General features: G+C 70.0%; 17 protein-coding genes and 1 tRNA gene. 10 read left to right on the top strand and 8 right to left on the bottom strand.

Annotated features, from left to right (window positions below):
- The 3 genes from MOV08_RS42705 to MOV08_RS42695 form a co-directional block, all read right to left on the bottom strand.
- Complete coding sequence (locus tag MOV08_RS42705) at positions 1 to 2,892, bottom strand: AAA family ATPase (RefSeq protein ID WP_275311538.1); 2,892 nt, start codon at positions 2,890 to 2,892, stop codon at positions 1 to 3.
- Between the two features lie 25 nt (positions 2,893 to 2,917).
- Positions 2,918 to 5,812, bottom strand: coding sequence for a helix-turn-helix transcriptional regulator (locus MOV08_RS42700; RefSeq protein WP_275311537.1), 2,895 nt, complete (start codon positions 5,810 to 5,812; stop codon positions 2,918 to 2,920).
- Positions 5,813 to 6,211: 399 nt separating this feature from the next.
- Positions 6,212 to 7,243, bottom strand: coding sequence for a GDP-mannose 4,6-dehydratase (locus tag MOV08_RS42695; RefSeq protein WP_275311536.1), 1,032 nt, complete (start codon positions 7,241 to 7,243; stop codon positions 6,212 to 6,214).
- A gap of 387 nt (positions 7,244 to 7,630) precedes the next feature.
- On the opposite strand from MOV08_RS42695, the gene MOV08_RS42690 reads away from it, so the two are divergent.
- The 3 genes from MOV08_RS42690 to ccrA all read left to right on the top strand — a co-directional run bounded on the left by MOV08_RS42690 (position 7,631) and on the right by ccrA (position 12,719).
- Positions 7,631 to 9,442 carry an ABC transporter ATP-binding protein gene (locus MOV08_RS42690; protein WP_275311535.1) on the top strand — a complete coding sequence of 604 codons (1,812 nt, stop codon included), beginning with the start codon at positions 7,631 to 7,633 and terminating at the stop codon, positions 9,440 to 9,442.
- Positions 9,420 to 11,228 (top strand): ABC transporter ATP-binding protein, encoded by a 1,809-nt coding sequence (locus MOV08_RS42685; RefSeq protein WP_275311534.1) that lies wholly within the window; start codon positions 9,420 to 9,422, stop codon positions 11,226 to 11,228. Before MOV08_RS42690 ends, MOV08_RS42685 begins: the two co-directional genes overlap by 23 nt.
- Before the next feature lie 141 nt (positions 11,229 to 11,369).
- Positions 11,370 to 12,719 carry a crotonyl-CoA carboxylase/reductase gene (gene ccrA / locus MOV08_RS42680; RefSeq protein ID WP_275311533.1) on the top strand — a complete coding sequence of 450 codons (1,350 nt, stop codon included), beginning with the start codon at positions 11,370 to 11,372 and terminating at the stop codon, positions 12,717 to 12,719.
- A 182-nt stretch (positions 12,720 to 12,901) separates the two neighbouring features.
- Here ccrA and MOV08_RS42675 read toward each other — a convergent pair whose 3' ends face one another.
- Positions 12,902 to 14,329: an MFS transporter gene (locus tag MOV08_RS42675; RefSeq protein ID WP_275311532.1), complete on the bottom strand. Its 1,428-nt coding sequence runs from the start codon at positions 14,327 to 14,329 to the stop codon at positions 12,902 to 12,904.
- A gap of 160 nt (positions 14,330 to 14,489) precedes the next feature.
- Positions 14,490 to 15,620 carry a lysophospholipid acyltransferase family protein gene (locus MOV08_RS42670; RefSeq protein WP_420834325.1) on the bottom strand — a complete coding sequence of 377 codons (1,131 nt, stop codon included), beginning with the start codon at positions 15,618 to 15,620 and terminating at the stop codon, positions 14,490 to 14,492.
- 96 nt (positions 15,621 to 15,716) lie between these two features.
- Here MOV08_RS42670 and MOV08_RS42665 point away from each other — a divergent pair.
- Positions 15,717 to 16,533, top strand: a protein-coding gene (locus MOV08_RS42665) for an IS5 family transposase (RefSeq protein ID WP_420834111.1) whose coding sequence is annotated in 2 segments (ribosomal slippage) — positions 15,717 to 16,078 and positions 16,077 to 16,533 — 819 coding nt in all. Because the reading frame shifts where the segments join, the coding sequence is not laid out codon by codon here.
- 177 nt (positions 16,534 to 16,710) lie between these two features.
- Here the strand turns inward: MOV08_RS42665 and MOV08_RS42660 are convergent.
- On the bottom strand, positions 16,711 to 17,367 hold the full coding sequence (locus MOV08_RS42660) for a phosphatidate cytidylyltransferase (RefSeq protein ID WP_275311531.1): 657 nt from the start codon (positions 17,365 to 17,367) through the stop codon (positions 16,711 to 16,713).
- 172 nt (positions 17,368 to 17,539) lie between these two features.
- Between MOV08_RS42660 and MOV08_RS42655 the strand changes: the two genes are divergently transcribed.
- The 3 genes from MOV08_RS42655 to MOV08_RS42645 all read left to right on the top strand — a co-directional run bounded on the left by MOV08_RS42655 (position 17,540) and on the right by MOV08_RS42645 (position 20,313).
- Positions 17,540 to 18,514 (top strand): sensor histidine kinase, encoded by a 975-nt coding sequence (locus MOV08_RS42655; RefSeq protein ID WP_052287293.1) that lies wholly within the window; start codon positions 17,540 to 17,542, stop codon positions 18,512 to 18,514.
- Between the two features lie 468 nt (positions 18,515 to 18,982).
- Positions 18,983 to 19,882 carry a hypothetical protein gene (locus tag MOV08_RS42650; protein WP_275311530.1) on the top strand — a complete coding sequence of 300 codons (900 nt, stop codon included), beginning with the start codon at positions 18,983 to 18,985 and terminating at the stop codon, positions 19,880 to 19,882.
- Between the two features lie 357 nt (positions 19,883 to 20,239).
- A tRNA-Met gene (locus MOV08_RS42645) sits at positions 20,240 to 20,313 on the top strand.
- 24 nt (positions 20,314 to 20,337) lie between these two features.
- Here the strand turns inward: MOV08_RS42645 and MOV08_RS42640 are convergent.
- Positions 20,338 to 20,625 carry a hypothetical protein gene (locus MOV08_RS42640; protein WP_275311529.1) on the bottom strand — a complete coding sequence of 96 codons (288 nt, stop codon included), beginning with the start codon at positions 20,623 to 20,625 and terminating at the stop codon, positions 20,338 to 20,340.
- A gap of 92 nt (positions 20,626 to 20,717) precedes the next feature.
- A complete protein-coding gene (locus tag MOV08_RS42635) occupies positions 20,718 to 21,104 on the bottom strand; it encodes a GH12 family glycosyl hydrolase domain-containing protein (protein ID WP_275311528.1) in 387 nt (128 codons plus the stop codon).
- Between the two features lie 405 nt (positions 21,105 to 21,509).
- Here MOV08_RS42635 and MOV08_RS42630 point away from each other — a divergent pair, with 405 nt between their 5' ends.
- From MOV08_RS42630 to ltrA, 3 genes are all read left to right on the top strand, one after another.
- A complete protein-coding gene (locus MOV08_RS42630) occupies positions 21,510 to 21,893 on the top strand; it encodes a hypothetical protein (RefSeq protein WP_275311527.1) in 384 nt (127 codons plus the stop codon).
- A gap of 22 nt (positions 21,894 to 21,915) precedes the next feature.
- Positions 21,916 to 22,281, top strand: coding sequence for a transposase (locus MOV08_RS42625; RefSeq protein WP_275311526.1), 366 nt, complete (start codon positions 21,916 to 21,918; stop codon positions 22,279 to 22,281).
- 835 nt (positions 22,282 to 23,116) lie between these two features.
- On the top strand, positions 23,117 to 24,280 hold the full coding sequence (ltrA, locus tag MOV08_RS42620) for a group II intron reverse transcriptase/maturase (protein WP_275311525.1): 1,164 nt from the start codon (positions 23,117 to 23,119) through the stop codon (positions 24,278 to 24,280).
- The last annotated feature ends 26 nt before the right edge of the window (positions 24,281 to 24,306 follow it).

Raw genomic sequence — 24,306 nt, 5'->3', positions numbered from 1 at the left:
TCATGTCCTTTCCGTGGGCCTGCTCCGTGCGAGAAGTTCCTCGCGTGAGGTGATGCCCAGTTTTTTGTACGTACTGCTCAGCCGTAGTTCGACGGTGCGTCGGCTCACCGAGAGCTGCTCGGCGATCTCGCGGTTGCCCAGGCCGCGGCCGGCCAGTTCGGCGGTCTGCCGCTCGGCGGGTGTGAGGGCGGCCCACTCCTTGGAGGAGGTGAACTCGTTGGGGGTGGCGGTCTGTTCCAGCCGGGTGGCCAGCCACCGTGCGCGTTCGGCCAGGCGGCTGGAGGTGCGGGTGACGCGGTGGCCGGACAGTTCGGTCAGCAGCCGGGCGGCGATGGTGTGGTCGCCCTTGGTGGCCTCCTCCGTGGCGAGGTCGGCCAGGCCCCAGGCGTAGGCCAGTTGGTTGGGCCAGCGCGCGATGCCGGTGGATCCGCCGGAACCGGCGGCCGGTCCGGGGGCGTCGAGGGATCCGGCGCAGAGATGGGCCAGGCCCACTGCGCTGGGGGCGCCCCAGCGGCGGGCGAGGGTGAGTTCCTCGTCGATCAGGCGCCGGGCCTGTTCCCGGTCGCCGAGCGTGATCAGGACTCTGGCGGCCAGCGAACGCCAGGGCAGCACGGCGGGGTTGACCCACTGCCTGCGCAGCAGCCAGCGTCCGCCCTCCTTGAACAGCTCGACGGCCTCGGCCCAGCGTCCTTCGTCGGCGGCCACCCGGGCGCGGGCGTGCAGGAGCAGGGGCCAGTGGACGCTGGATTCGGCGCCGGGCGGTATGGGGGCGCCGGTCAGGGCACGGGCCACGTCGTGTTGGTGGGTCTCCACGGCGATGATGCTGCGGATGGCCAGGAGGTGCGGGGCGGCGAGGGGGTGCCAGGCTGCGGCGGGCAGTACCCGTTCGGCGGCGTCCGCGGCGTGTTCGGCGGCGTCCAGGCGGCCGCCGCGCAGGTGCAGTCCGGCGCTCAGGGCCAGGGCGCGGGCGAGCGCGGGACGGCGGTGGCGGCGGCCCAGTTCGGCGACGATGGCGTCGAGGTGTTCCTCGGCTTCGCCGGCGGCGTCGGTGAGCCACAGTGCTCTGGCGGCTTCCAGGCGGGGCATGACGGGTGCGGCGGGGCCTGCTTCCAGGGCACGGCGGGCCAGTTGTGCGGCCTGTTCGCGGTGCTGGCCGCGTGCGGTGAGCTGGGCGGCACGGATGCCTGCCTGGGCGGGGGCGAGGGGGTGTTCGGGCAGGGCGGGGACGCCGTTGGTGGAGATGTCGGTGGCCTCGGGCCGGGACTGGGCGGCGTACCAGTACAGCGCGATCAGGTCGTCGCGTTCGCTGCCCTGGGCGCTGGCCAGGGCCTGGGTGGCGACGCGGCGGCCCCAGGAGTCGTCCCCGCGGGCCAGGCCCATGTCCAGTGCCTGTAACCGCACGTGGGACCAGGGCTCGCCCTCGCCCGGGCTGTTCACGACGGCGGCGAGCCGACGGTCGCTCGCCACGGGGGCGGACGCGGCCTCGGCGCTGGCCAGGTCGAGGCTGATCTGTGCGCGCCGCACGGGGTGTTGGGGCTCGTCGAGGGCGCGGTTGAGGCAGGCGGCGGCCCGGGCGAACTCGCTGCGGCGCACGGCGGTGCCGAAGCTGCCCCGCAGTGCGTGCACGCCCCAGGGCTCGCCGCCGGAGGGTGCATGGGGAAGGGAGCGGGTGATGTCGTCGCTGCGGCGCACGGCGGCGTCGAAGCCGCCCTGCAGCGCGTGGACCGCCCAGGACTCGCCGATGGGGGGTGCGTGGAGGAGGAGGCCGGCGATGTCCTCGTCGGCGGCGCCGGCCCGGTAGGCGAGGCGGGCGGCGCCGGCATACAGGCGGCCGCGTTCGGCGGCGGGCGTGTCCTCCAGGATGCGGGCCCGGACGACGGGCAGGCGGATGCGTTCGTAGGCGCCGTCGGGGACGGTGAAGCCGGCGGTTTCCAGCGCCGAGCGCAGCCGGGTTTCGCGTACGCTGCGCAGCCCGGCCAGGTTGCAGATCAGGGTGAAGTCCAGCAGGTCGCCGGCGACGGCCAGCGCGCGCAGGACGGCGGTGGACTCGTCGGTCAGCCCCCGCAGGGCGCGCCCGGCGCGGTCGCCGATGATGCCGGTGATCACGGTGCGCAGCTGTGGAACGACGTCGGCGGTGGGGCGGTGGCCGGCGTCGGCGAGGCAGTGCAGTGCCGCGTGCAGTACGGCGGGGTTGCCGTAGGCCGCCTGGACGGCCGCGGCGGCGAACGTCTCGTCGCAGGCGACGCCGAAGATCATTTCGGCGAGGGTGGCGACCGCGCGGGGGCTCAGTCCGTGGACGGTGAGGTGGCGGGTCAGCTGTGCGGAGGGGGCGGTGTCGGCCAGCCAGTCGGGGCCGTGCGGGTCCACGCCGGTGCGGCCGATGAGCAGCGCGAGCGGGAGTCCCGTGGACAGGCGACGCACCAGGGCTTGTAGCCAGTGCAGGGAGGCCGGGTCCAGCCACTGCGCGTCCTCGACGGTGACGAGTGTGGGTGTCCGGCGGACGGTGTGCAGGAGTTCGAGGAGGCCCGGCAGGCCGTCCGGCTCGTGGTGCTCGCGCAGCACCCTCAGCGGGCGTTCGGCCACCTCCCCCAACGGGGAGAGGAGTTGGAGCACGGCTCCGTGTCGCAGGTCGCGTTCGGTCAGGGATCCGCTGGCGCGCAGGACGCGTACCGAGCGCTCCTCGGCGAGCCGGGCGGTCCAGCGCAGCAGGGCGTTGTGGCCGAAGCCGGGGCGGCCGGTCACCGAGACGACGGCCGGGCGGCCTTCGCCGAGGGAGGCCACCACGTCCTTCAACTGTGCTTGTTCCGCCTCGCGTTCGAGCAGGGGAAGGTCGGTGCGCCGACTCCCCGCCCAGACGATCCCCCCGTACTGTTCGCCGTTCAGTCCCGTCACCGACACCCTCCCGCTCGGCTCGCCCTCAATCCCGTCCACCCGGCCGCGGCGCCGATCGTGAGGCCCGTGCTTCGCGGACGCCCGAGGAGCGGAGGACATCGCCGAGCTGGGCCCGCTCGGCGACGTCCAACTTGCGGTACACGCTGGTCAGATGCATTTCGACGGTGCGTACGCTGACGTAGAGCGACTGGGCGATCGAGCGGTTCCCGGCGCCGCCGGCGGCGAGACTGGCGACCTTGCGTTCCATGCTGGTGAGCAGGTCGAGGGGCGAGGTGGTCATCTTCCGCATGCGGCCGCCCGCGGCCACCAGGGCCGCGCGGGCGTCCTGGCCCAGCGCGAGCGCGCCGCAGCGCTGGGCGAGGCCGGCCGCGGCGCGCAGGTGCTCACGGGCGGCGCGTCGATCGCCTTCCGTCAACAGCGCCTTGCCCAGGACGAGTTCGGCGCGGGCGTGTTCGACGCGGGCCGGTGAGGCGGAGAGTTCGCGCACCGCCTCGCCCAGCAGCTGCACACCCTCCTCGCCGGGGGTGGCCACGCCGCGGGCCAGGGCGGCCATGCCGAGGACGCGGGGGGTGCCCCACTGCTCCGCGAGCCGCGTGCCGTGCGCGGCGGGCTCCTGGGCCTCCTCGGGGCGGCCCAGTTCCGCGAGTACGCAGGCGGCCTCCGCCCACCAGGGCACGTATGCCGCGTGGCGCACCTCGGCTTCCTCCAGTGCCCTGCCGCACTCACGGAACAGCGCCAGTGCGCCCTCCGCGTCCCCCAAGGCGTGGCGGGCGCGGCCGTGGGCCATCAGATAGCGGTAGTAGGTCCACACGTACTGCTCACGCCAGGCGGGCTCGGTGCCGGCCAGCAGCCGCTCGGCGGACGCGGCCTCACCGCGGTCCACCAGTACGCTCGCCAGGGCCAGGCGCGGCAGGACCATGGTGTCGCCCCAGCGTTCCGCGCCGCTGATCTGGACCGCCGTTCTGGCGTCCCCGAGCGCGTCCGGGAGGGCGCCCAGGCCGTGCTGGAGCATGGCGCGGGTGGACAGGGCCAGGGCGTAGGTCCACACGGCAGAGTTGTTCCGGCCGTGCCGCAGGACGCGGTCCAGTGCGTCCAGGGCCTCCTCGGCGCGGTCGGCGAGGCCGAGGACGAACGCCGAGTTGATCAGGGTCCAGCTCTCCAGGAGCAGTCGGGGGCTGGAGATGGCGCGCACGGCGCGCTGCACGGCGGGTTCGGGGGGCCGGCCGTCGAGTGCGGTCAGTACGGCCATGGCCGCCAGCTTCTGGCACTGGGCGGGGGTGTCGCCCTCGGGCAAGGTCATCGCCGCCGCCCCCTTCTGGGTCGCGGCGAACGTGTTGCGGCCGTGCGTGCCGACGATCAGGAACACCGACTCGACGAGCGTGCGCAGTTCCTGGTCGGCCGGCAGGGGGTCGGGGCCGAGTTCGGCGTCGAGCGTGTCCAGGACGTCTTCCAGGAGGCCCAGGGCGACGCAGCCCTCGCGCGCGGCCAGGCCGGTGGTGCCGAACTGCGCGGCGATCCGCGCCCGGGTGCGCACGTCGATGCTCGGTGCCAGCGCTTCGCGGAGCAGGCCGACGGCCTCGGGCGGGTCGGTCTCGGTCAGTGCCCTGGCCAATCGGACGCGGACCTCCACGCTGTCGGGGTCCACTTCCAGTACCCGGTACAGATAGCGGGCAGCGGTCTCCGGGGCGCCGCGCTCCTCGGCGCGGGCCGCGGCCTCCAGCAGGACACCGGGCATCCACGGTGCGCAGATCGACGGCAGCCGCAGGAGGTGCTCGGCGACCTCTTCGGCGGGCCGGCCGGCGTCGCTCAGGAGCAGCGCCGCCCGCGCACGCAGGCCCGACAGCGCCTGGGTGTCCAGGGTCGCCAGCACCGCCGCGCGCACCGCGCCGTCCGCCAGGTGCCTGCCGCCGGGCACCAGCCCGGCCTCGCGCAGCACCGTCAGGGCGTCCTCGACGACGGCGGAGGGGACGGCGGCCAGGGGGCCGACGTGGTCGGCACCCCGCTCTCCGAGGACCGCCACCGCCCGCGCGACCTCGCCGACCCAGGGTGGCTGGCGGTCCAGGAGTTCGCGTGCCCAGCGCGCCAGGACGCGTCCGCCGGTCTCGGCGATCCGGTCGGCGCCACCCACTCCCGGACCGGCGCCCTCGGCCCGAAGTTCGTGCAGCAGCCGGCCCAGGAGGCGGGGGTTGCCGCCGGTCGCGACCCGGGCGCGGGTGACGAAGACGGGTGCGGCGGGTACCGGGAAGAACGCCCTGACGACTGCGGCGACATCCGCCTCGGTCAGCGGCCGCAGGCGCAGCGTCGTGGTGCGGCAGTGGGCGGCCAGGTCCGCCAGGGCGTGGCGGACCGGGACGCGGCGGGAGAGGGCGGCCCCGGACTGCTGGGTGAGGACGATGAGCAGCGGCAGGCCGTCGGACCGGCGCAGCACGAAGTCCAGCCAGCGCAGCGAGAGTTCGTCGCAGTGCTGCACGTCGTCCAGGGCCAGGACGAGCGGTCGGCGGCTCAGCCGTTGCGTCGTGAGGCGGTGCAGGTCGTGGAACGCGCGCTGGACGACGGGAGCGTGCGGTGGCTCGCCCGCCAGCGCACCGGGGGCGAGTGCGGGGAGGGCGCGGCACCTGGCCGCTTCCAGGGGGATGCCTTGTGCGGCGGGACCGAGCAAGGCGCGTATCCCGCTGAAGGAATCTCCCGCAGCGCCCTCTTCGCAGGTGCCCTGGAGAACCGTCGCGTGCCGACAGGCGTCTCCGGTGAGGAAGGCGCGCAGCAGAGCGGACTTGCCGATTCCGGCCGGGCCGGTCACGACCGCAGAGCATGCACGGCCGGAATACGCGTTGCGGGCGGAGCGATTGAGCTCTCTGACGACATCGGCTCGGCCGACCAAGGCGCTGCCTAAATCAGGATCTAAGCTCCGGCTCCGCACCATAGGACTCCTCGCACCTCAGGAGACACAGCGGATGTGATTGGGCGTCACCACATCGATCTGTAAATCACCCTAAAGAGTGATGTCTCATGTGCGTCAGAGTACATGATCCACTGAATAGCACGGGAGCAACACGCCCCGGCGTGTCAACTCCTTGCCTTTTGACGGGTGTTCAGTCGATCGCTGTGAACCCGGCTGCTTCACCTCCCCCCTCCTGCGCCGCCGGCCGCGACCCGAGCGGGTCCCGCGCCGGGCGGCAGTACCGGGCCGGAGCCCTTCCGCCACGGTCCGCGTCATCGCACCGGCCCCTCCTCCTTCTGACGACCGCGCCGCGCCGCAGCGTTACGGGATACACCCGGGGCACACCCCGCTCACCGAGGTATCCCGTACGCTCCGGCCGGACTACCAGCTGCCGGCCAGCAGCAGATCCCCGAACTCCCGCTCGCGGGAGGTCTGGCGCAGGTCGGCGTCGACCATCATGCGCATCAGCTCGGGGAAGTCGACGCTGGGCTCCCAACCCAGCTGGGTGCGGGCGCGCTCGGCGTCCGCGCACAGGATCTCCACCTCGGCCGGGCGCACCAGCGAGGGGTCGATGCTGACGTAGTCCTCCCAGTTCAGGTTCACATGCTCGAAGGCGATGCGGACGGCGTCGCGGACCGAGTGCATCTGGCCGGTCCCGATCACGTAGTCGCCGGGCTCGTCCTGCTGCAGCATCAGGTGCATGGCGCGAACGTAGTCTCCGGCGAAACCCCAGTCGCGTACGGCGTCGAGGTTGCCCAGGGACATCTTGTCCTGGTAGCCGAGCTTGATGCGGGCCACCGCGAGGGAGATCTTCCGGGTCACGAACTCCGCTCCGCGGCGCGGCGATTCGTGGTTGAACAGCATGCCGGAGACCGCGTACATACCGAAGGACTCACGGTAGTTGCGGGTGATGAAGTGCCCGTAGGTCTTCGCGACGCCGTACGGGCTGCGCGGCCGGAAGATGGTGGTCTCGCACTGCGGGGTCTCGGCGACCTTGCCGAACATCTCCGACGAGGACGCCTGGTAGAAGCGGATCTGACCGCCGTCGCTGCTCCGCGAGCCGTTCAGGCCGCTGACCATGCGGATCGCCTCCAGCATGCGCAGCACACCCATGCCGTTGACCTCGGTGACGAGCTCGGCCTGCTGCCAGGACATCGGCACGAAGGAGATGGCACCGAGGTTGTAGATCTCGTCGGGCTGCACCTCGTCGACGGCTGACACCAGGCTGGCCTGGTCCATCAGGTCACCGTCGACGAAGTTCAGGTCGGAGACCAGCCGGCTGACCCGCGACTTCCGGGGATTGGCCTGACCGCGTATCAGGCCCCAGACCTGGTAACCCTGTGCGAGCAGGTGCTCCGCCAGGTAGGAGCCGTCCTGGCCGGTAATTCCGGTGATCAGCGCACGCTTGGACATCTCATTCCTTTCCTCCGCATAGAACAGACCGCCCAAACGCAGAGCCGTGTCTGCTGCGTGAACTCTTGACCTCGAATGGCGTCGAATGGCGTCAGAAAACGCCGCGGTCGGGACGCCGGGTAAGCGCACGCTTCCAAGCGGCCGGTCACGGTGTCAAGAAAATCCAGTAACACTACGGAATTCCGGAGTGCCAATCCTCGGGTGCCCGCGGCCTGTTGGAGAGCGCGGTCGCCGGATCCGGTACGGCCCCGCGGCACCTGCCGTCAGGACACTACGGATTTTCCGGTGCGCGGTGCGCTGCACTGTCCGGACGTGCCCTGTCCAGGCCCGGTGGGCGCCTCATCCGTGCCGTCGACCGGACCTGCCCTTCTCCTGGAGCGTCGCCCGGTGCTGCTCAGATTCCTGCGAACCCGACTGCGTCCCCACCGGCGCGCCGTTGCCCTGCTGGGACTGCTGCAACTGGCGCAGATCCTGGCCACCCTGGCCCTGCCGACGCTCGGTGCCGCCGTCATCGACCACGGCGTGATCGAGGCCGACAGCGGCTACATCGTCCGGACCGGGCTGGGCATGCTGGCCGTTGCGCTGGTGCAGATCGCGGCGTCGGTGGGCGCGGTGGCGCTGAGCGCGCGTACGGCCATGGCGATGGGCCGCGACCTGCGCTCGGCGGTCTTCCGCCGGGTGTTGGACTTCTCCGCCCGTGAGGTCGGACAGTTCGGCACCCCGTCGCTGATGACGCGCACCGTCAACGACGTCCAACAGGTACAGATGCTGGCGCTGTCCGCGTTCGGCGTCGCCGTGTCGGCGCCCCTGATGTGTCTGGGCAGCATCGTGCTCGCACTCCAGCAGGACATTCCGCTCTCACTGCTCCTGGTGGCACTGATGGTGGCCGTGGGAATGTCCTTTGGTCTCATTCTCGGCCGCACCGACCCGTTCTACGACCGGATGCAGAAATACCTGGACCGCGTCAACGGCCTGCTGCGCGAACGCATCACGGGAGTCCGCGTCGTGCGGGCTTTCGTGCGCGACGGACACGAAGGCGAGAGATTCGGCCGAACCAATTCCGAATTGTGTGACATCTCGTTGCGGGTAGGCCGGCTGCTGGCCACCATCGTCCCCGTCGTGCTGCTGGTCCTGAACGCCTTCATGGCGGCGGTGGTGTGGTTCGGCGCCCATCGCATCGACGCCGGGGCGATGCGGTTCGGTGCGCTCAGCGCGTTCCTGAGCTATCTGACGCTGATCATGATGTCGGTGGTGATGGTGACCTTCGTGTGCCTGGCGATGCCGCGGGCGAGGGTCTCGGCCGAGCGCATCCAGCAGGTACTGACGACCGAGCCGAGCGTGACGACGCCGCCCCGACCCGTGCGCACCGTGCCCGCTACCGGCCAACTGGCCCTGCGCGGTGCCGGGTTCCGGTACCCGGGAGCCAAGGAGCCGGTGCTGAGCGGGATCGATCTGAGCGCCGGCCCCGGCGAGACGGTGGCGATCCTCGGCAGCACCGGCAGCGGCAAGACCACCCTGCTCAACCTCGTACTGCGGCACTTCGACGCCACCGAGGGCTCCGTCCACATCGGCGGCGTGGACGTCCGCAGCCTGGACGCGGAGGCGTTGCGCCGCACCGTCGGCTTCGTCCCGCAGCGGGCGTACCTCTTCTCCGGCACCGTCGCCAGCAATCTGCGGTTCGGCAACCCCGATGCCACCGACGCCGAGCTCTGGCACGCGCTGGAGATCGCGCAGGCCCGGGACTTCGTACAGCTCCTGCCCGAGGGGCTGAATGCGCCGATCACGCAGGGCGGCACCAATGTGTCCGGCGGACAGCGCCAGCGTCTGGCGATCGCCCGCACCCTGCTGCGCAGGCCGGCCGTCTATCTCTTCGACGACTGTTTCTCCGCACTGGACTACGCCACGGACGCCGCGCTGCGGGCCGCCCTGGAACCGGAGATCTCCCGGGCGACGGTGCTCACCGTCGCCCAGCGCGTCAGCACCGTCCAGCACGCGCAGCGCATCGTGGTCCTGGACGCGGGCCGGGTCGCCGCCACCGGTACGCACCAGGAACTGCTGCGTACCAGTACGGCGTATCGGGAGATCGCCAGGTCCCAGCTCACCGCGATCACCACCGACCACTACGGCGGCTCCGCCCCGGACGCCGAAGCCACCACGACCCCTCAGGAGGCCGTCCATGGTCTCGGCGGACAGCTCTAGCCGCGGGCGGCGCAGCCCCGCCCGCCACCTGCTGGGCCTCCTGCGACCGCACCGTGCCCTGGTTTCCGTGGCGGTCGCCCTCGGGATCGGCGGCGTCGCGCTCAACGCGGCGGGCCCGATACTCCTCGGCAGGGCCACCGACCTGGTCTTCGACGGCATCCGGCACACCCACGGATCCGGCGGAGTCGACTTCGACGCGATCGCCCGGGTGCTGCTGTTCGCGCTGGTGCTCTTCGTCACCTCCTCCTTGCTCACCCTCTTCCAGGGCCGGCTGGTCTCGGCCGTCGTGCAGCGTGTGGTCTTCGCGCTGCGCCGGTCCGTGGAGGCCAAGCTCGCCCGCCTGCCGCTGCGGTACTTCGACCGCCATCCGGCGGGTGAGGTGCTCAGCCGGGTGACCAATGACGTCGACAACCTCCAGCAGACCCTCCAGCAGACCCTCAGCCAGCTGATCACGGCGGTGTTCTCCGTGCTGAGCATGCTGGTGCTGATGCTCGTCATCTCGCCGCTGCTGGCACTGATCATGCTGGCCTGTCTGCCGGTGTCGGTCGTGCTCACGGCCCGGATCAGCAAGCGCGCACAGCCGCGGTTCGCCCGTCAGTGGTCCGCCACCGGAGCGCTGAACGCCCATGTCGAGGAGGTCTACACCGGTCACGCGCTGGTCAAGGGCTTCGGGCGGCGCGAGCAGGCCGAGCGCGCCTTCGACGAGCACAACGAAGCCCTCTACCGCGCCGGTGCACGGGCCCAGTTCGTCTCCGGCGCCATCGAGCCGTCGATGATGTTCGTCTCCAACCTCGGCTATGTCGTGGTGGCGGTCGTCGGCGCGCTGCGCGTGGTCGCCGGGACCCTGTCCATCGGTGACGTCCAGGCGTTCATCCTCTACTCCCGGCAGTTCAGCCAACCGATCGTCGAGGTCGCCGGCATCGCCGCCCGCCTGCAGTCCGCCCTCGCCTCCGCGGAGCGGATCCAGGAGCTCCTGGACGCGGACGAGCAGCGACCCGACTCCGACCACCCCGCACGTCTGGACACGGTCGGCGGACATGTCGAGTTCGAGAAGGTCCACTTCCGCTACTCCCCCGGCACCCCGCTCATCGAGGACCTCTCCCTCACCGTCGAACCCGGCCGGACCGTGGCGGTCGTCGGTCCGACCGGCGCCGGCAAGACCACCCTGGGCAACCTCCTCATGCGCTTCTACGAAATCGACAGCGGGCGCATCCTCCTCGACGGCACGGACATCACCACCCTGACCCGCGAGGACCTGCGCTCCCACATCGGCCTGGTGCTCCAGGACGCCTGGCTCTTCTCCGGCACCATCGCCGAGAACATCGCCTACGGACGCCCCGACGCCACCCGCGCGGAGATCGTGGCCGCCGCCCGCGCGACCTGCGCCGACCGCTTCATCCGCACCCTGCCGGACGGCTACGACACCGTACTGGACGAGGAGTCGACCAATATCAGCGCGGGCGAGAAGCAGCTCGTCACCATCGCGCGGGCCTTCCTGGCCCGGCCCTCGATCCTGCTCCTGGACGAGGCGACCAGCTCCGTCGACACCCGCACGGAGGCGCTCATCCAACGCGCGATGCACTCGCTGCGCGCGGGCCGCACCAGCTTCGTCATCGCGCACCGCCTCTCCACCATCCGCGACGCGGACCTGATCCTCGTCATGGAAGGCGGCCGCATCGTCGAGCAGGGCACCCACGACCAGCTGCTGGCCGCCGCAGGGCCCTACGCCCGGCTGCACTCGGCCGTGGAGCACGGTGCCGGGCTGGAGGACGCGGCATCCCGTTGAACTCGCCCGCTCCCACGGCGGCTTCGGCCCTGTCGAAGAAGGCGAGCCGCACCCCGCGCGCACCCGCCGCCGTCCCCGCCGGAGCGCCTCGCCACCCTTCCCGCACGACCTGACGAAACGCTCGAAAGGATCCGATCCGCCATGCCCGACAGCCATGCCCTGAGCGAGTTGCTCGCCGCGATCAGCACACCCGACCGCGCGCCCGAGGACATCGCCGCGCTGCCCCTGCCCGAGTCCTTCCGGGCCGTGACCGTCCACAAAGAGGACACCGAGATGTTCCGCGGCATGACCAGCGCGGACAAGGACCCGCGCAAGTCACTGCGCGTCGACGAGGTGCCGGTGCCCGAACTGGGGCCCGGCGAGGCCCTGGTCGCGGTGATGGCCAGTTCGGTCAACTACAACACCGTGTGGTCGTCCATCTTCGAACCGCTGCCGACCTTCGGCTTCCTGGAGCGCTACGGGCGCACCTCGCCACTGGCCGCCCGCCACGACCTGCCGTACCACGTCCTCGGCTCCGACCTGGCCGGCGTGGTGCTGCGCACCGGCCCGGGAGTGAACGTCTGGAAGCCCGGCGACGAGGTCGTGGCGCACTGTCTGTCGGTGGAGCTGGAGAGCGCGGACGGGCACGACGACACCATGCTCGACCCGGCCCAGCGGATCTGGGGCTTCGAGACCAACTTCGGCGGCCTGGCCGAGATAGCCCTGGTCAAGGCCAACCAGCTGATGCCCAAGGCCGCCCACCTCACCTGGGAGGAGGCCGCCGCGCCGGGTCTGGTGAACTCCACCGCCTACCGCCAGCTGGTCTCCCGCAACGGCGCCGGGATGAAGCAGGGCGACAACGTGCTGATCTGGGGCGCCAGCGGCGGTCTGGGTTCGTACGCCACCCAGCTCGCCCTCGCCGGCGGGGCCAACCCGGTCTGTGTGGTGTCCAACCAGCGCAAGGCCGAGGTGTGCCGGTCCATGGGCGCGGAGGCGATCATCGACCGCTCCGCCGAGGACTACCGCTTCTGGAGCGACGAGCACACCCAGAACCCGCGGGAGTGGAAGCGGTTTGGCGGCCGCATCCGGGAGTTGACCGGCGGCGAGGACGTGGACATCGTCTTCGAGCACCCCGGTCGGGAGACCTTCGGCGCCTCCGTCTACGTCACCCGCCGGGGCGGCACGATCGTCACCTGTGCCTCCACCTCCGGCTACCGTCACGAGTTCGACAACCGCTATCTGTGGATGCACCTCAAGCGCATCGTCGGCACCCACTTCGCCAACTACCGCGAGGCGTGGGAGGCAAACCGCCTCGTCGCCAAGGGGAAGATCCACCCCACCCTCTCCTGCGCCTACCCGCTGGCCGACACCGCGCTCGCCGTCCACGACGTGCACCGCAACGTCCACCAGGGCAAGGTCGGCGTGTTGTGCCTGGCCCCGACCGAGGGCCTGGGCGTGCGCGACGAGGAGCTGCGTGCCCAGCACATCGACGCGATCAACCGGTTCCGCTGACCGCTCCCCCGGCCCCGCAGAGCCCCGCCGCTCAGCAGTGCAGGCCCGGTGGACGCCACCGGGCCTGCACTGCGTCCTGGACTCACCGGGAGCTCGCCGACAGGTGGCCGGTCCACTCCGCACCCGACCGTCGCTTCCCGATCTCTTCGGTCTCTTCGGTCGCCCCCGTCTCCTCGGTCCGCTCAGCCTTTCTGCTCACGGTGGGCCACGGTGTACAGCACGGCGCTGACGGCCGGGAAGGCGGCGAGGACCCACCACACGCGGTGGTAGCTGCCCAGGAGGTCACCGGCCGCCGGCGTTCCCAGAACCGCGGTGAAGATGCTGACTCCCAGTACGGCGCCCAACTGCCGGAAGGTGTTGTTGATCGCGGTGCCCACACCGAAGCGCTCGGCAGGCAGGGCATGGGCCGCCGCGTTGTTGAGGGTCGACAGGGCCAGCCCGACGCCGATGCCGTTGAGGATCAAGGTGGGCAGCCAGTGCGTCGCCCAATGAGCCGTGGTGCCCGTGCGCAGGGCGAGGGCAGCGGTGCCCAGGCTGTAGCACAGGGCTCCGGCGGCGAAGACGGCACGATAGCCGAAACGGTCGTTCAGCCGTCCGGCCTGTGACGCGACGACCGCGGTGATCAGGGCGCTGGGGCTGACGGCGAGCGCGGAGCGCAGTACGGAGTAGTGCCAGACGGTCTGGAGGAACAGCAGGCTGGAGAGCAGAAAGGCGAAGAAGGCGACCGAGAAGACCAGCGTGGCCAGGTTGGACGCCTGGAAGTTCCGGATGCGGAACAGGCTCAGATCCAGCGCGGGAAGCGCGGCGCGACGGCTCCGGTAGACCAGTGCCGGAATCAGCGCGACGCCCAGCGCGAACGCTCCCCACACCCGTGCGTCCAGCCACCCCAGGCGCGGCCCGTAGACGATGGCGAAGCTGAACAGGGCGGGCGCGACCGCGACGATCGCGACACCCACCGGGTCGGGGACGCCGCGCGCGGCCGGTCGCCGGCTCTCCGACAGCGAGCGGACGCCCCACAGCGCGGCGAACAGGCAGATGGGCACGTTGAGCCAGAACACCCAGCGCCAGCTCATGCCGTGGATGAGCAGCGCCCCCAGCGTCGGGCCGATCGCCGTGGCGACCGCTGCCATCGCTCCCCAGGTGCTGATGGCCGTGGCGCGGCGCTCGGGCGGGAAGGCGGGCAGCAGCAGCGCCAGGGAGGCCGGGACGATGACGGCACCGAAGATGCCCTGCGCGGCGCGGGCGGCGACGAGGACGCCGAGCGTCGGGGCGGTCCCGCACAGGGCGCTGGCGAGCGCGAAGCCCAGCAGCCCGGTCTGGAAGAGGCGCTTGCGGCCGAACTGGTCGGCCAGTTGTCCGGCCGGGATCAGGAAGGCGGCGAAGAGCAGCGTATAGGCGTTGAGCACCCACACCAGGCGGCTGACGGGGGCGTCGAAGCTGCGACTGACGGTGTCGAAGGCGACGTTCACGACCGTGGTGTCGAGGAAGACGATGAACACGCCGAGACTGGTGAGGGCCAGGACGCGACGTGCCCGCGCTACGGGCGGCGGTGACGGTGGCCGGGCCGCGGGCGAGGCGGTCCCCGCCGCGGGAGAAGGGGAAACGGACATCAGCGGTACGGCTCCTTCGACGGTCGGAACGGGCTCGGCGCGGCCGGGGGCCGGTGGCGGCCGAAGGTGGCCGTCAACCGGTCCCCGGGGGCCCCGAGTTGGGGCGGTCGGGCGGGTACGGCGGCGGGTGGGTCCGGACGTCGGCACGGACCCACCGCGCTCAGCTCCACATGCTGATCACCCAGGCGAACAGCGCCGTGAAGGCCACCGCCAGCAACACCAGACAGTGCGGATAGAAACGCCGCCAGCGCTGGACGACCGAACCGATCAGGGTCAGTACCAGCCCCAGCATGACGATGCGCTGACCGCGTGCCACGGCGGACTGCAGGGCCCAGTCCCCCACCGGAATCCCGGCGTGGCCGGCCTCGGAGGTATAGACCTTGTACGGGATGCCGCTGGCCGGCTGGTGACGTACCGCGCGGGCGCCCTCGGCGCGTAGCTCGTGCTGGACGGCGGTGTGCATACGATCCGTCGTCAACGGCTGCGGCAGCTGCACGCTCGTACCGGCGTAGAGCGCGAGCCCCACCGCGCCGCCCACGACGCTGGCCAGCGCGGCGCTCACCGTCAGCCGCAGCCCCGCGCGCGGAGCGGCCACGCACAGTATGGCCAGCGCCAGTTCGGGCAGCAGCGGCCAGCTCAGCGCCTCCGCGAACGACCAGGCGGCGGCCAGCGCCAGCCCCCAGCGGCCGACCGCGATGCGGGCGATGCGGCGCCGCAGTCGGCTGTCCCGCTCCTGGTACGCGTCGGTCAGGGCGAGCACCTCGGCACGCGCCTGGTCGGCCGAAGCACCCCGCATCGGCGCGCCGATCCGCACCCGGATGGGGCGCGGGTTCAACTTTCCGCCCTTGGGCAGCAGTTCGGAGGCACCGCACAGCGCGACGGGCACCACCGGCACGTCCAGGGAGTCGGCCAGCTTGAACGGGCCGCGGTGGAACACACCGGCCCGGCCGCCTCCCCGCGTCCCCTCGGGGAACAGCACCACCGCGTGGCCGGCCCGCAGCATCGGCCCGGCGCCGGTCCGGAGGTCGGTGCATCCGCCGCCGTGTCTGCGCACCGGAAAGGCGGCGGTCAGCACGGAACACAGCACGCGCCGCGGCCAGTTCTTGAACCAGTAATCGGAGGCGGCCGCAACTCGTGGCGCGTGCCTGGCGTCTAACGCGGAGAGCAGCGCGGCGGTATCCGCGTGCGAGGAATGATTGGCGACCACGACACAGCCGCCTTTCGGCAGTTTTCCTTCGATCGTGACGCCGCCGGTGAAGAAGAGGAATATCCGCCAGAACCACCGGCGCAGTCCGGCCCGGAGAATACTCGGCAGGCCCGGTCTTAGAGGTCCTAACAGAAGTGGTTGATCATGTGACTGCTGGCCTATTTGCTCGTTGGTCTGGTCGTGGGGAAACGTCAGTCGCGGCCGTGGATCGTGTCGGATGAACTGTGGGCGTTGGTCGAGCCGTTGCTGCCCAAGCCGGGGCCGAAGCTGGTTGAGGGGCGGCCGAGGGTGCCGGACCGGCAGGCGTTGTGCGGGATCCTGTTCGTGCTGCACACCGGCATCCAGTGGGAGTACCTGCCGCAGGAGCTGGGCTTTGGTTCGGGTATGACCTGCTGGCGGCGGCTGGCCGCCTGGAATGCCGCCGGGGTGTGGGACCAGCTGCATGTGCTGCTGTTGAAGAAGCTGCGGTCGGCGAAGAAGCTGGACTGGTCCCGGGCGGTGATCGACTCTTCCCATGTGCGGGCGGCCCGTAGGGGCCCAAAGCGGTCCCAGTCCGGTCGATCGCGCTCGGCCGGGCAGCAAGCACCACGTCGTCACCGACGCCCAAGGCATCCCGCTCGCGGTGTCGCTGACCGGCGGCAACCGTAACGACGTCACCCAACTCCTGCCCCTGCTCGACAAGATCCCCCCTGTCGCCGGGGTTGTCGGCCGACCCCGGCACCGGCCCGACGCACTGTTCGCCGACCGTGGCTACGACCACGACAAGTACCGGCGTCTGCTGTGGCAGCGCGGCATCCGTCCCGTGATCGCGCGGCGAGGCGAGCCACACGGCTCCGGCCTGGGCATCTTCCGATATGTCGTCGAACGAACGATCGCCTGGCTGCACGGCTTCCGACGCCTGCGCATCCGATGGGAGCGACGGGACGACATCCATGAAGCCTTCCTCGGGCTCGCTACATGTCTCATCACCTACAGACACGTCCAACGCCTTTGTTAGGACCTCTTATTCGGGTGTCGCCGGCGCCCTGTGCATCCGTTCGGCTCGTCGGAAGACGCGTCCGCCGATCGTCGCAAGACCGGATGTCACTGGTCTTTTGGCCGACCCGGTCTTTTGTGACGTCCAGTGGGGCGTCCCACGCATTCTCCGCCGATGGTCTCGCGGCGGTGTCTTTGTTCATAAGGTAACTCCCAACAGGAGCAGGGTGACGAGCAAGGAGTCGATACGGTCCAGCAGCCCGCCGAAGCCCGGGAGCCAGCGGCCCGCGTCCTTGACACCCGCCCCGCGTTTGATCATGGATTCCAGTAGGTCCCCGACAGCGCATCCGCAGGTCACCGCCAGCCAGCGCAGCGGTGTCCACTCCCCCAGCGCCCACAGCGCCAGGGCGGCCAGCGCCGCCGATCCGACCAGGCCGCCCCAGGTCTTGGCGGGAGAGAGCCCGGACAGCCGCCGGGCCAGCGGCCCGCGCCGCCCCAGGGCCCGTCCGCCGCACCACCCGCCAACGTCGGCGAAGGCGACCGCGACGCACACCGCGACGGCCACGTCGGCCAGCGGCACCAGTCGGCTCAGCGCGACCGGCAGCCAGATCAGCCCGAACACCGTCCTGGCGGCGCGTCCGGCACCGTGTGCCGCGTCCTGTGCCAGTACGGCCGGCAGCACGGCCAGGCAGAACAGCACGCCTGCCGCGGAGAGCGTAAGCCGGTCCGGCAGCAGCCACGCCAGGAACGGCAGCGCGAGGCTCACCGTGCACAGCACGGCCCCGTCCCATCGGCGCAGGCCCACCAGGCGGACGTATTCGAGGGAGCCGACGATGCCGAGCCCGGCGGCGAGCACCGCGGCGCCGGGCGCGTGTTTCGTATGGCCTCGAAGGCCCTGATTGCTGGATTTCCGATGCTGTGCTTCGGTCGACGGCTGTCCGTCCCTGTTTCCACCCTGGCCCTGGCTGGGCTGGCGTCCGCGGGGATGGTGCTGGCGGCGGGTTGTGCGCCTGCTGAGGGGACGCGGGATGCCTGCACGGCTCCTTCCGTTCGGCCGGAACCCGTACGGGCCGGTGATGTGGGCCGCGCGACCGATCGGCGACCGGATGCTCTGCGTCGACGTCGACATGCGTGCCGACCTGCGCAATCTCAAGCTGCTGGACGCCACCACGGGCCTGGCCGGGCTGATCGCCGTCGGTGCCGTGCTGCCGCTGGGCGCACTGAGCGCGGAACGGCTGGCCCGGCGGCTGCGGTACGCCGCAGGGACGGCGCGGCGGATCGCGGACGGCGACCTGGACGCACGCATCGGCGCGGGCGACCGGCCGGGCGACGAGATCGCGGAGATCTCCACCGCGGTGCACTCGATGGCCGCCTCGCTACAGCAACGGCTGCGCAGCGAGCAGCAGTTCACCGCCGACGTCGCACACGAGCTGCGCACCCCGCTGATGGGCCTGGTCACCTCGGCCGAGCTGCTGCCGGAGGGTGAGGCCGCCGACTACGTACGGGACCGGGTGCGGGTCCTGCGCACACTGATCGAGGAGTTGCTGGAGATCTCTCGGCTGGACGCGGGTGCGGAGCAGGCCGATCTCGCGCCGTGCCCGCTGGGCCCGCTGGTCGAGGACTGCGTGCGGCGGACGGGGCTTGAGGCCGAGGTGCGGGTCACCGGCAGGGCCGTGGTCGACACCGATCCCAGAAGGTTGGACCGCATCGTGGCCAACCTGGTGGCCAACGCCCACCGGCACGGCCGGCCGCCGGTCGAGGTCAGGGTGTCGGGGGCGGTCGTCACCGTACGCGACCACGGCCCTGGCTTCCCCGACGCGCTGCTGGCGGACGGTCCGCAGCGGTTCCGTACCGGCGCCCGGGAACGCGGCCGCGGCCACGGTCTGGGGCTGACCATCGCCCTCGGCCAGGCGCACGTCATCGGTGCTGGACTGGACTTCGCCAACGCGGCCGACGGGGGCGCGATCGCCACCCTACGGCTCCCCGAACACCCACCGACCTGACCCGCGCCCGGCCGATCAGCGGCACCGCCCGGCCCGTTACCGGTGCCGCGTCCAGCACGGATACGCCACCGACACACCACTGATACACGGCCCTACAGAGTCGATACCTCGCCCCGCAGACCCGATACACGCCCGAGCAGCGGCCGATATCCCGCCATCTCCGGGCGGAGATCTCCCCCTCCCACGATGGCAGCGGCCGTCGCGGATGACCAGCATCCGCGACCGAATCCGCACACCACAGCCCACGGGTAGCCGCAGAGCAGCTGCCCCGGGCGGGTCGCGGCGGTTGCCAGGCGCCTGAAATCGGCTACCCGGGACGGGAGGGCCACCCTCCGGCTTCGCGGCGGTACGGTGTCTGTCCGCCGCCGGAGTGACGACCGGGACCGAGAGTGGTGAACTGTCTGTGGACGCAGCGCAGTTGGGTGTACCTCACGATGGGGGTGAGGTCCGGTCACGGCAGGGGGATGGATGAGCGACGGACAGACCGGGAACATCGAGAACCAGGTGAACGGAGGGCGGCAGGGAGCCGTCGTACAAGCGGGGACGATCAGCGGCGGGGTGCACCTCCATCTGCCGGGTGACGGCCTCGCGGACACCGAGAGCCCGCTCATCGTCACCGTGGACCGCTCGGACAGGTACGACCCCTACGACGAGCAGACGGTCCTGGTGGATACGGACCCGCCCGAGGTGATGGTCCGTGAGGGCTCCTTCCGGGTCACCGTGGAGAGCAGCCTGACCGGGCGGGCGGTGATGCTGCGAGGGATGCGCCCAGTGGTCCTGTCCCGTCGTCCCGCCCGCCGGGCATGCCATGGCCTCATTACAGCCCCCACCTTCCGCAGGGTGGCGCCGCGGCATTTCAGCACCGACCTCAACGAGGCCACGCCCCAGTTGCGGGCCGAGGACGCGGATTTCCCCTTCTCGGTGAGCGCCACCGATGTCGAGGAGTTCATCATCACGCCCGCTTCCGGCGGCGACGAGATCCTGTGGCACCTTGAGATCGACTGGCTGTGTGCCGGACGCCACGGCACCACGATCGTCGACGACCACGGGCAGCCCTTCGCGCTCTACCCACGCTCCGGCCCCCGCCTCGGCTGCAACTACGACCACGCTCGAGACTGCCCAGCCCCGCGGCTTGCCCTGGAGTCCACTCGGGGCACCGTGCTCGTCGACTGTTCCAAGGGATCGCCCCACGGGCAGATCAAGCCCGACAACGGCGGCGCGATCCTGAACTTCACCTGCCCCAACGAACGCAGGGCGGAGGAATATCACCGGGGCCAGGCCGTCAACTACACGGTGGAGTTGAGCCACGGTGGCCCTCAGCACCCTTGGGGAGGGTTTCTGGTGGCCACCAACGTCCAACCCGCCTGAAGCCCCCAAGAAGGTGTGAGATCCGCACCAAGTCCCCTCCCACGTCGAGCGATACATGCCTGACGCTCGCCATGCCGATCGTTGATCAGTTTGCCACTGCCGACCCGGCAGCGACCGACACCCAACTCTGTAGGCCAGCGGCGGTCGCGATGACGGTCGCCCCGGCATCACCGTGCCGTCGAGTGGAGCGGGGCCGACTCTTCGGTCCCCGCCTCCAGCGGGTCCGCCTCCGCCAGCTGCAGTCTGGTCAGGGACGGTTGATGGAGTGTGCTCGCCGGCCGGCGCTTTCTCCTGGTCACACCGACCTGACGTCGATTCGGTTGATCCGGCTCAGTGCCGTACAGTTCATCGTGCCGTCGCGGGGTGGAGCAGCTCGGTAGCTCGCTGGGCTCATAACCCAGAGGTCGCAGGTTCAAATCCTGTCCCCGCTACTCAGATGTGAAGGCCCGGTGGATTCACCGGGCCTTCACTGCGTGTGGGCCCAAGCGGATCTGGGCGCGCATGCGGGCGAAGCGGGCCGGAGTGTCACTGATGCTGCATACCTCGGCGTGCCCCATGTGGAGATCGCCGGAGGGATACGGGAACATCCTGACGACGGCGGTGCGATTCTCGTCCTTCGAGCTTGCCGGTGTGAGCTCCTCCGCCTGGAAGAGTCGCTCTTCCCGCCACAGCTGAAGCCACGTGCCGATACCGGCTTGGGAGGTGTAGATCCCCCGGGCGGTGGTTCCTTGCTCGTCAGCCATCCATTCCAGTCCTTGTTGCTGAAAGCGATGATTGGGTCCGGCCTTGATGTGGCGGTTTCGGTCGGCACCTGGACCTGCTCTGGCCCCTTGTCTCACTCACGAGCGCGCCCGATGCTCGCCGCCACCGCCGCCGAGCCGTAGGAGAGGGAGTTCACGGCCAGGCCGGGTTCGCCGACTCGCGGCTCGAATCCGAATTGCACGCTGGTCATGCACCAGGAGGGCTGGACGTAGCCGCGCGTGATCGAGTCGTCGGTGAGGTCCTTGATGTGCACCGTGATTGCGTTGGCGGGCTGCTGACGGACGTACAAGACGGTGTTCCACTCGGGGTTGCTGCCCTGGCGTGCGTACCACACGTCCCACTTGCCGCCCTCCAGCCAGACGGTGGCGACCGGATTCCCGAACTGCTGGGAGGCACGGTGAGGTTGGCCCAGATCATCAGCTCCGCACCGTTGTTCAGGCCGGCCGTGCGGATGCGTCATGGGTTCCCTCAACGCCGCCAGGCATCACACCCACGAGGACCGACGTACTGGAGTCCCGTTGGTGCGTTGGAAATTGGCGCCGTGAATGGACCGGGGCCCTGGCGGACGACATCCACCGAGGCTCGATCCGTCGAAGCTGGACCGTGGGAATCGGCACGCTACAGCCCTCCCAGCCACACGAAAACCGCCCATACGGCCGGTTTATTCTTGATCCGTTACGGGTTCGTGTTCGTCGATGACGCAACCGTGACCAGCCACATAGGCGAACAATCAATACCCGTCCCGTAAATTACTTATAAGGCGAATTGCCCGGTTGGGTGTTGTGCCCGATTCATCTACGGTCGTCCTCGCTCGGCTGACCGCCGAGCCTCGCGGAGTCCGATCGGCGAAGGAGAAGCCGCCACCATGACGGACGAGATGGTGCGCAGTACCTGTTCCTGGAATCAGACTTCGGGGCACGGCGCCAATGGCGATCACCGTCCTCGCGCTGCCGTCCCTCACCATGGGAAGACTGGCGTGATGAAACGCATCCTGCCCGTTCTCTTTCTGGCTACCGCCGTTCTGCTCACAGGTTGTGATGTCGCCGACGACGCCCGTCCATCGGGCCCGCCGATCACCACCGAGACTCCCTCACGGACCGGCACCGAACTGGCTGACCGCTACCGCAAGGCCGGAGGAGATGCCGACGTCTACGGCATCCAGCACACGAAGGACCACAAGGGCGTACTTGTGCTGAGCGTGTGGACCCACAAGATGAACCGTTCCGACTTCTCTGCCGCTCCGTTGTGAGCTAGCAGAGAGGATGGGCACCATGCCCAAGAAGATTGCCCCCGCGCTTCGTAGCCAGGCTGTGCGTCTGGTGACGGAACATCGCTCGGAGTACTCCACCGAGCGCGCCCTCCACGTCCAGGTCGCCGAATCACTCGGTGTCTCACGGGAGTCGGTGCGGCGGTGGGTCACCCAGCACGAGATCGACAACGGGCAGGCCGCGGGCGTGAGTACGGACGAGCGGGAAGAGCTGCGCAGGCTGCGGGCGGAGAACAAGCGGCTGCGTGAGGTCAACGAGGTCCTCAAGTCCGCGACGATTTTCTTCGCGGGGGAACTGTGCGCCACGAGGCGCGATGTTGATCGAGAGGTGGTGAAAGACCACACCCGTCGGGCCGTCGCAGCGGCCTGATCGAAGCCTGGGGGCAGCCCGATCCGGGGAACGCCGGGGAGGGTGGCAAGCGGCCCCGACGACAGCGGGACGTGCCGGAACTGCCAGACGGTGCGGGCCCGTTCGGCGAGGTCAGAAGGTGTAGCGAGAGCGAACCAGTGGTTGACGCCCCGTAACAGCGAAGCCGGGTCAAATCTGGTGGATATGGGCCGGTGCGCAGTGCGTGAGGGCTGGGCCTTTCGGGCCGGTCCTCAACTCCGAAGCCGTTTAGTTCCGTCGGTGGGGAGGCCACGTCGAAGGTCTGCGGCGTAGACGTGGCGATGCTGCCGGGGTAGAGCTGGGCACCTACCTGACCGATCGATCACATGGTGAACGTGGGAACCATCCGCGGTCGCCCTCCTGCCGGATAGCCATTTCGGGGGCGGGCAGGTCCGTTGCCGGCTGAGGACCGTGGGATGGGGCGGAGGCCCCGTAGTAGTCGCGGGCGTGACGACCCGCCGTGGAGGCCGTGAGAGACGGCTGCAGGGCCAAGGGGGCCAGCAAGTCAGCAGTCGAGGCTGCTGGAATATCGGGAGGTTTTCGCTGGTGAATACCGACGAACTGGAGCACGCCGTATATATGGCGGAGCGACGGGTACTGAATATCCAGACCAAGCTGCACCGTTGGGCTCGTGATGATCCTCATCGCAGGTTCGACGACCTCTACAACCTCGTTGCCGATCCCGGCTTTCTTCTAGTGGCCTGGGATCGGGTGCGGGTAACAAGGGTGCCCGCACGGCTGGCGTGGACGGACGAACGGCTCGTTCGGTCGAGGCCGGGCAGGGGTCGGGGATTTTCTCGACGCTCTGCGGTCGCAGTTGAAGGACCGTAGTTTCCGCCCGCTTCCGGTTCGGGAGCGCATGATCCCGAAGGCAGGTGGGAAACTTCGCCGCCTGGGGATCGCGACCATCGCCGACCGGGTGGCCCAGGCATCATTGAAGCTGGTGTTGGAGCCGATTTTCGAGGCGGATTTTCTCCCGTGCTCCTACGGGTTCCGTCCGAATCGCCGGGCCCATGACGCGGTAGCCGAGGTGCGCTACCTCGCCTCGCGACCACGCAATTATGAGTGGATCGTTGAGGGTGACATCACGGCCTGCTTCGACGAGATTTCACATTCGGCCCTGATGGACCGCGTGCGGCGTCGAGTTGGAGACAAGCGCGTACTGGACCTGGTGAAGGCATTCCTCAAGGCGGGCATCCTCGGTGAGGACCGCCTGCTGCGGGAGACCACTGCCGGAACCCCACAGGGGTCGATCCTCTCGCCTTTGCTCAGCAACGTGGCGCTTTCCGTCCTGGACGAGTACATCGCCCAGGCGCCAGGAGGCCCCGGAGCTGGGAAGCTGGAACGAGCCAGACGACACCGTCACGGTCTGCCCACCTATCGCCTTGTGCGATACGCGGACGACTGGTGCCTGATGGTATTCGGTTCCCGAGCGGATGCCGAAGTTCTGCGCGAGGAGATCGCAGAGGTCTTGTCCACGATGAGGTTGCGCCTATCACCGGAGAAGACCTTGATCACCCATATCGAGGAAGGGCTGGATTTTCTCGGGTGGCACCTCCAGCGCCACCGCAAGAGAGGAACCAGCCAGCACTACGTCTATACATACCCCGCAAAGAAGGCCGTCCAGGCCGTGAAGCGGAAAGTGAAGACGCTGTGCCGAGAGGTCGAAGTGAATCAACCGTTGGACGACCTGCTGCGTCGACTGAATATGGCGTTGCGGGGCTGGTGTGCCTACTTCCGGCCCGGGGTGTCCTCCGTGACCTTCGCCTACTTGAGCCACTACGTGTGGCAGACGGTATGGCGATGGATGCGGCGCAAACACCGCCGGTCCACCTGGAAGGAAATCCGCAACCGTTACTGCGGCGGTGGATGGTGGCCCGCCAGTGAGAACAGGGAGCTGTTCGATCCCGAGAAGGTAGGCACGACTCGCTACCGCTATCGGGGTTCCGTTATCCCGACTCCCTGGCCTGTCACGGGATGAGAACGTCCAACACGCGGCTCTTTCCG

This window comes from Streptomyces yunnanensis, assembly GCF_029011865.1.
Lineage (GTDB): Bacteria > Actinomycetota > Actinomycetes > Streptomycetales > Streptomycetaceae > Streptomyces > Streptomyces yunnanensis.
The sequence above is the reverse complement of the archived record's forward strand: the minus strand, read 5'-3'. Positions and strand labels throughout refer to the sequence as shown.

What these genes read in the sequence shown, in the direction of transcription:
- ccrA (WP_275311533.1), top strand. Translation starts at nt 11,370, where the DNA reads ATGCCCGACAGCCATGCCCTGAGCGAGTTGCTCGCCGCGATCAGCACA.
- MOV08_RS42655 (WP_052287293.1), top strand. Translation starts at nt 17,540, where the DNA reads ATGCCTGCACGGCTCCTTCCGTTCGGCCGGAACCCGTACGGGCCGGTG.
- MOV08_RS42640 (WP_275311529.1), bottom strand. Translation starts at nt 20,625, where the DNA reads ATGGCTGACGAGCAAGGAACCACCGCCCGGGGGATCTACACCTCCCAA.
- MOV08_RS42695 (WP_275311536.1), bottom strand. Translation starts at nt 7,243, where the DNA reads ATGTCCAAGCGTGCGCTGATCACCGGAATTACCGGCCAGGACGGCTCC.
- MOV08_RS42635 (WP_275311528.1), bottom strand. Translation starts at nt 21,104, where the DNA reads ATGACGCATCCGCACGGCCGGCCTGAACAACGGTGCGGAGCTGATGAT.
- MOV08_RS42675 (WP_275311532.1), bottom strand. Translation starts at nt 14,329, where the DNA reads ATGTCCGTTTCCCCTTCTCCCGCGGCGGGGACCGCCTCGCCCGCGGCC.
- MOV08_RS42625 (WP_275311526.1), top strand. Translation starts at nt 21,916, where the DNA reads ATGCCCAAGAAGATTGCCCCCGCGCTTCGTAGCCAGGCTGTGCGTCTG.
- MOV08_RS42700 (WP_275311537.1), bottom strand. Translation starts at nt 5,812, where the DNA reads ATGGTGCGGAGCCGGAGCTTAGATCCTGATTTAGGCAGCGCCTTGGTC.
- MOV08_RS42685 (WP_275311534.1), top strand. Translation starts at nt 9,420, where the DNA reads ATGGTCTCGGCGGACAGCTCTAGCCGCGGGCGGCGCAGCCCCGCCCGC.
- MOV08_RS42650 (WP_275311530.1), top strand. Translation starts at nt 18,983, where the DNA reads ATGAGCGACGGACAGACCGGGAACATCGAGAACCAGGTGAACGGAGGG.
- MOV08_RS42630 (WP_275311527.1), top strand. Translation starts at nt 21,510, where the DNA reads ATGACGGACGAGATGGTGCGCAGTACCTGTTCCTGGAATCAGACTTCG.